Here is a 7,375-nt window from a genome sequence, read left to right as displayed (position 1 = left end):
TAACAAAAATATTAGCACTCACCTCTTGACAGTGCTAATAACTAGTGTTATAGTACGACTAGAACAAAGAAAGAAAAGAAAATTCACATCAACGCTCTTTTTGTTCGGAGCGAATGTTAGCACCCAAATAGATAAGGAGGAAGCCGATTATGAATATTAGTAAATTCACACAAAAATCGCTGCAGGCTGTACAGGACCTGGAAAAGACCGCATACGATTTCGGCAACCAGGAAATAGAGCAGGAGCATCTGTTGTATAATCTCCTGCATCAGGACGACAGCCTGATTCTGAAAATGATCGAAAAGATGGAAATCAACAAAGAACATTTTCTGAACCGTGTCGAGACGGCACTGAACGACCGCGTCAAAGTATCCGGCGGTCAGCCGTATATCGGTCAGTATCTGAATAAAGCACTGGTAAATGCTGAGGATGAGGCGAAAGCCATGGGAGACGAGTATGTTTCCGTAGAACACCTCTTCCTGGCAATGCTGAAAAATCCAAGCCCGTCCATGAAAAAACTGTTTCAGGAGTACGGCATCACAAGAGAACGTTTCCTGCAGGCATTAAGCACCGTGCGCGGAAACCAGAGAGTTACCACCGACAACCCGGAGGCAACATACGACACCCTGGAAAAATATGGCCAGGATATCGTAGAAAAAGCCAGAAACCAGAAAATGGACCCGGTTATCGGCCGTGATACCGAAATTCGGAACGTTGTCCGTATCCTGTCCCGTAAGACAAAAAACAATCCGGTTCTGATCGGTGAGCCTGGTGTTGGTAAAACCGCAGTCGTAGAAGGCCTGGCCCAGCGAATCGCCAACGGCGATGTACCGGAGAGCCTGAAAGATAAAACCATTTTCTCCCTCGATATGGGAGCCCTGGTAGCCGGAGCAAAATACCGCGGCGAATTCGAGGAGCGTCTGAAAGCTGTTCTGGAGGAAGTCAGAAAGAGCGACGGAAAAATCATTCTGTTCATCGATGAGCTGCATCTGATCGTCGGCGCCGGAAAGACCGACGGCGCGATGGATGCCGGAAACATGCTGAAACCTATGCTGGCACGAGGCGAACTGCACTGCATCGGTGCCACAACGCTGGATGAGTACCGCCAGTACATCGAAAAAGATGCCGCCCTGGAGCGCCGTTTCCAGCCGGTTCAGGTTGATGAGCCGACCGTAGAGGATACGATTTCCATCCTGCGTGGCTTAAAAGAGCGCTACGAAGTTTATCACGGCGTAAAAATCACCGACGGTGCCCTCGTTGCAGCCGCAACCCTTTCGAACCGTTACATCAGCGACCGTTTCCTGCCGGATAAAGCAATCGACCTGGTCGACGAGGCATGCGCTCTGATCAAGACAGAACTGGATTCCATGCCGGCCGAGCTGGATGAGCAGCGCCGTAAGATTCTGCAGATGCAGATCGAGGAAGCCGCACTGAAAAAAGAGACCGACAATCTGAGCCGCGAGCGTCTGGAAACATTGCAGAAAGAGCTGGCTGAGTTAAAGGATACCTTCAATTCTGCAAAGGCACAGTGGGAAAATGAAAAGAGTTCCGTTGAGAAACTGTCCAAACTGCGTGAGCAGATCGAGGACATGAACCGCCAGATCCAGAAAGCAAAGAATGATTACGATCTGAACCGCGCCGCTGAACTGCAGTACGGTGAACTCCCGAAATTACAGCAGATGCTGGAAGCAGAAGAGAAAAAAGTTAAAAATGAAGATCTCTCCCTGGTACACGAGAGTGTAACGGATGAAGAGATTGCCAGAATTGTCTCCCGCTGGACTGGAATCCCGGTTGCAAAACTGACCGAAGGCGAGAGAACTAAGATCCTCGGCCTGGAAGATGAACTTCACACGAGAGTTATCGGCCAGAATGAGGCAGTCACCAAGGTTTCGGATGCGATCATCCGTTCCAAAGCCGGAATCAAGGATCCGACAAAACCGATCGGTTCGTTCCTGTTCCTTGGACCTACCGGTGTCGGTAAAACAGAGCTTGCGAAAACGTTGGCAGAAAAGCTGTTTGATGATGAGAACAACATGGTTCGAATCGATATGAGTGAATACATGGAGAAATACTCCGTCTCCCGTCTGATCGGAGCGCCTCCGGGATATGTAGGCTACGAGGAGGGCGGCCAGCTGACCGAGGCAGTGCGCAGAAAACCATATTCTGTTGTTCTGTTCGATGAGATCGAGAAAGCGCATCCGGACGTCTTCAACGTTCTGCTGCAGGTACTCGATGACGGCCGTATCACCGACTCCCAGGGCCGTACCGTAGACTTTAAAAATACGATCCTGATCATGACCTCCAATATCGGATCCCAGTATCTGCTGGACGGCATTCAGGACGACGGCAGCATCTCCGAAGAGGCGAGAAACCTGGTCATGCAGGATCTGCGTGCACACTTCCGTCCGGAGTTCCTGAACCGTCTGGATGAAACAATTATGTTCAAACCATTGACAAAAGACAACATTGGTCATATCGTAGATCTGTTGCTGAAAGGACTGAACAAACGTCTGGCAGACCAGGAGCTTACCGTCGAACTGAGCCCGGCTGCAAAACAGTTTGTCATTGAGGGCGGCTACGACCCTGTTTACGGCGCCCGTCCATTGAAACGTTTCGTACAGAAAGAGGTAGAAACCAGCACCGCAAAACTGATCCTTGGCGGTCAGGTCAGCGAGGGCGATACGATCCTTCTGGATGTGGAAAACGGCGGCCTGAAGGCAATGATCAAACCAGGTGTGGAGGTAGTAGACGAATGATGCCGAAAGATCCCGTAATGCTGCTGAGCTATGTCAATACGCAGTTAAGAGATTTTTACCCGTCGCTCGCAGAATTCTGCGCGGCCATGCAGACAGAGGAATCCGATCTGCGGGAAAAACTGGCGCTCATCGACTATGAGTACGATGAGAAAACGAACCAGTTTGTATAAGAATAACCAGGCCCTGAAAAAAATGGCGGAAAAAGGCGTTCCGTATGTGGAAAAAACACATACGGGGCGCCTTTTTTACGCAAAGCGTGTTTCTTATAACTGACAGGAAAAATCATATCTATAATAGAAGAAATGTGGTAAAATGGAGGAAAAGAAAATCCGCTGAAAATGGGGAAACAGCGGATCTGGAGAAGGAGGAAACAAATATGTATTTTGGTGTACAGATGTATGGGGTATCCAAAGAATGGAAACAGGATCCCGAAGGATTTTTAAAGAAAATCTATGAGGCAGGCTACCGCCAGATCGAGCCGTGTCTCGGATTCCGTGTTGATGCCAGGGACTACGGTTTCTGGATCCCGGAGGATCTGGAGCAGGCAATGCCGCTGCTTGCAAAATACCACATTGAGGTTCATGCGGTCCACATTTTCCTGGATGAATACCACTATGAAAGAGAACTTGCCATTCTTACAGAACTGGCGCAGAAATACCACATTTCCTGGTTTGTCGTAAAGAGCCCGGCACGCCAGACAAAAGATGTTCTGGACGAAACCGCTGCAAGATACCGCGAACTGGCAGAAGAACTGGAAAAAGCCGGAGCAGGTCTTCTGATCCACAACGAAAAAGAAGATATCTGTATCCGCGTGAATGGAAAAACAGCGTACGAATATCTCCTGGAAGCCTGCGGTGAAAAAGTCGGAGCAGAAGTAGATGTCGGCTGGATGTACTGCGGCGGCGTCGACCCGGAAGAGTTCCTCTGGGCGCATGCGGACCGAGTCAAAGCCGTTCATTATAAAGATATGAAAATCACCGGCCAGGAAGCGCCGCTTGGAAAAGGCATGGTTGATCTGAAAGCCTGCTTCCAGTTCGCCCGCGCAAACGGTGCACTGCAGATTGTGGATATGGATGCGGCAACACTGGAGGATACCTGCCGCGCCGGAAAAATGCTCTCTGGATGGACAGGGGACAGAGACAACACCGACAGCATTCTCTGCACGATGGATGTGGAGACCGGAGAAGAAACCGTGCTGCATGAGTTTCCGGGAATCATCGAGGCACCGAACTGGCTGAACGATGGAAACACCCTGCTTTATAATGCGGATGGAAAAATCTACCGCTATGAGATCGACAAAGACCATGTGGAGCAGGTTGATACCGGTTTCTGCGTGCAGTGCAACAATGACCACGTTCCGTCACCGGACAACCAGCTGCTGGCGGTAAGCTGCATGCCGCCGGAACTCACAGATGGAACGTATGAATCCCACATCTACGTGCTCCCGATGACAGGCGGTGAACCAAAAGACCTCACCGGACCGGGTCTCAGCTATCTGCACGGCTGGTCGCCGGACGGAAAAGAGCTTGCGTACTGTGCCTTCCGCAAAAAGCCGGAGGAGGAGACTATGCGCATTGAGATCTGTACGATTCCATCAGACGGCGGCGAGGAAACCTGCCTGACGGACGGCAAAGGCTACAACGACGGTCCGGAGTATTCACCGGACGGAAAGCACATCTGGTTCAACAGCACCAGAAGCGGTCTGATGCAGGTATGGCGGATGAACCGTGACGGCAGCGGTCTCACCCAGATGACCGATTTCGATGCCAACAACTGGTTCGGCCACGTTTCGCCGGATGGAAAACACGTCATTTACCTGACCTTCGCTAAAGGTGAGCTGGAACCGAATGAGCATCTGCCGAACATGTATGTATCGCTTGGAATGATGGATTATGACGGACAGAATAAGAAAAAAGTGCTGGATCTTTTCGGCGGCCAGGGCAGTATCAACGTCAACTCCTGGGCACCGGACAGCCGCAGAATTGCGTATGTGAAATATGTGCTTCATCACAAATAAAGGAATATCTTAAGAAAATCTGACGGGCCGTAAAAATTCATGGAAGTATTGTGAAAAAACGTTGAAAGTATTTTAGCGGAAATGCACAAGAATTCTTACGAATTTTTACGGCCCGTTGACTCTTTTTCTGACACACGTATAATGAAAGTAACAAGAGAAACTGCGGCCCCTGGCGGCTGCAAAACAATCAAAAGGAAAGGAGGATTTGTGTTATGAAGAAAACGAAAAAAATGCTTTCGTTTGTACTGTCCATGCTTCTGATCGTGACGATGTTCCCAACCATGGCATTCGCAAAAGAGGAAGCCAAAACGTGGAAGTTCGGAGAGCTTTCGCTGAAAGCAGGCGACGTTCTCGGCAAAGATACGGAGATTAAAAATGATGCAGAGAACAGAGAAATCCGAATACTTTCAGAAAAAACAAATCTGGATGAAAAGAAAGATGACAAAGAAAGAATAAAAACAGAAAAAGAGGCTGTGATCGCAGCGGCGGCTTCCTGGAATCTGAAGGATCTTACGGAAAAGGCCAAAAAGGCTCCGGCAGATTATCTGCTTAAAAAGGCAGACAGCTGGAACGGAAGCTGGATTGTAACAAAGATCGCAGAAACGGAAACAAAAGATGCCATTGAAATCCAGATAAGAACCTATGAGTACGCAGCTGTAACAGAAATCCAGGGCATACCGAAAGAAATCCCGGGAACCACCGCACTGACGGGCAAAGCAGTTCCAGAAAATGCAGATCAGAAACAGATCACATGGGAAATCACGGATGCCGGAATGACAGGTGCTGTTTTAGACGGCACAAACCTGAAAGTAACGAATGCCGGAACCGTAAAACTTCTGGCGACAATCAAAGACGGAAAGAAAACCGGCGTTGACTTCACACAGGAATTCACTGTGATTGTAAAAGCCGCAGATTACACCAAAGTAACAGAAGCGCTGGCGCTGATACCGGAGGACATGGGCCGGTATACAGAAGAAAGCGCGGCAGCTGTTCAGAAAGCAAAAGATGCGGTAAAAGAGAACCTGCCATCAGCTGAACAGGAAACCGTAAATGGTTATGCGGCAGCCATTCAGACAGCAGTAAACACACTGACGCTTCTTGGCGCAGATTACACAGAAGTTGATGCAGTACTTGCCAAAGTTCCGGGAGATCTTTCTATCTATACGGAAGAGAGCGTGGAAGCACTGAATGCAGTCATTGCATCCATCGACCGCACCAAAACGATAGAAGAGCAGCAGGCAGTTGATGCTTATGCGGAAGCACTGGAGAATGCAATTGCAGCACTGGTACGCAAACCGGTTCCGGCAGATTATCAGGGAGTGGAAGAACTCCTGGGAAAGATTCCGAAAGACTTATCCATTTATACCGAAAAGAGTGTAAAAGCACTGAATGCGGCAAAAGAAGCCATTGTATGGGATCTGGATGACAGCAGGCAGGAGGAAGTCGATCAGTTTGCAGAGAACCTGAAAGCAGCTCTTGACGGACTGACCCTGAAACCGGCGGACTACAGCGCCGTAGACGCGGCTCTTGCCAAAGTTTCGAATGATCTGAGTATTTATACGGAAGAAAGCATTCAGCCGCTTCAGACAGCGATCAACAGCGTAGAAAGTGGAAAAACCATTCTGGATCAGGCAGAAGTAGACGGCTGGGCAGCAGCAATTGAAAATGCACTGGCAGGACTGCAGGTTCGGAAAGCAGATTATTCCAAAGTAGAGGAAGCCATCAAAAAGATTCCGGCGGACCTCCGTCTGTATACCGATGCGTCTGTAAAAGCACTGGAAGATGCAAAGAACAGCGTCGTAACCGAGCGGCCGGTCACAGAGCAGGAGAGCGTAGACGGTTACGCAAAAAAGATCGAGGCAGCGATTGCCGGCCTTACGTATAAAGATGCGGACTACAGCAAAGTAGATGTCGCAGTGAAGAAGATTCCAAACGATCTGAAGAAATACACGGACGAGAGCGTAAAAGCAGTCAATGATGCAAAAGCAGCGATTGTACGCGGAAAGAATATCACGGAGCAGAAGACGGTGGATGGTTATGCGGCAGCGCTGGAAAAAGCGATTGCCGGCCTGAAACAGAAACCGATGACTGCGCAGAATCTTCCGAAGATTACCAAAGGAGTCAATCAGTCAGGTATGCAGGGCAAGGAGCTTTCCTTCACCGCAGATTTTGAAGCAAAGGATCTCAAAAAGGTTCTCATCGACCAGAAAGAGATTGATGCGAAGAATTATGTGACGGCTGGAAAAGAGAATACGCAGGTTACGCTGAAGGCAGAGTATACAAAGAGTCTGGCAGAAGGCAAGCATACGATTTCGATCGTTTCAAGCAAGGGCCAGGCGGATACCGTATTCTATCTGAAGAAAGCAACAAAGAGTCCGGACACGGGAGACCGCACACAGGTGATGCTGTGGGTGATCCTGCTCGGCGTTTCTGCAGCAGCAGTGGTCGGAGCAGTTGTTTATCGTAAACGTGAGAAATAAGAGTTGAAAGGGAAAGGGCGCCGGAAGGCGCCTTTTCTTTTGGACGGTTTCGGATAGATTGTAAATAGTCAGATAAAATACAAAATATGCAGAATTAACTATATTTTTCTAAAAATAAGAAA

Annotated in this window: 4 protein-coding genes; all 4 read left to right on the top strand. The window is 49.0% G+C overall.

Annotated features, from left to right (window positions below; genetic code table 11):
* Positions 1–149 precede the first annotated feature (149 nt).
* The 4 genes from clpB (at position 150) to DWW13_RS17350 (ending at position 7,253) form a co-directional block, all read left to right on the top strand.
* Positions 150–2,756 carry an ATP-dependent chaperone ClpB gene (clpB, locus tag DWW13_RS17365; RefSeq protein WP_117510089.1) on the top strand — a complete coding sequence of 869 codons (2,607 nt, stop codon included), beginning with the start codon at positions 150–152 and terminating at the stop codon, positions 2,754–2,756.
* Positions 2,753–2,926 carry a DUF4250 domain-containing protein gene (locus DWW13_RS17360; protein WP_022461670.1) on the top strand — a complete coding sequence of 58 codons (174 nt, stop codon included), beginning with the start codon at positions 2,753–2,755 and terminating at the stop codon, positions 2,924–2,926. Before clpB ends, DWW13_RS17360 begins: the two co-directional genes overlap by 4 nt.
* 206 nt (positions 2,927–3,132) lie before the next feature.
* Entirely contained in the window at positions 3,133–4,773 is a 1,641-nt protein-coding gene (locus DWW13_RS17355) for a TIM barrel protein (RefSeq protein ID WP_158565931.1), read from the top strand.
* A gap of 212 nt (positions 4,774–4,985) precedes the next feature.
* Complete coding sequence (locus DWW13_RS17350; RefSeq protein ID WP_118720701.1) at positions 4,986–7,253, top strand: hypothetical protein; 2,268 nt, start codon at positions 4,986–4,988, stop codon at positions 7,251–7,253.
* Positions 7,254–7,375 lie beyond the last annotated feature (122 nt).

This window comes from Blautia sp. AF14-40, assembly GCF_003479665.1.
Classification (GTDB): Bacteria; Bacillota; Clostridia; order Lachnospirales; family Lachnospiraceae; genus Fusicatenibacter; species Fusicatenibacter saccharivorans.
Note: the sequence above shows the minus strand (reverse complement) of the source record. Positions and strands in the feature narration are given on the sequence as shown.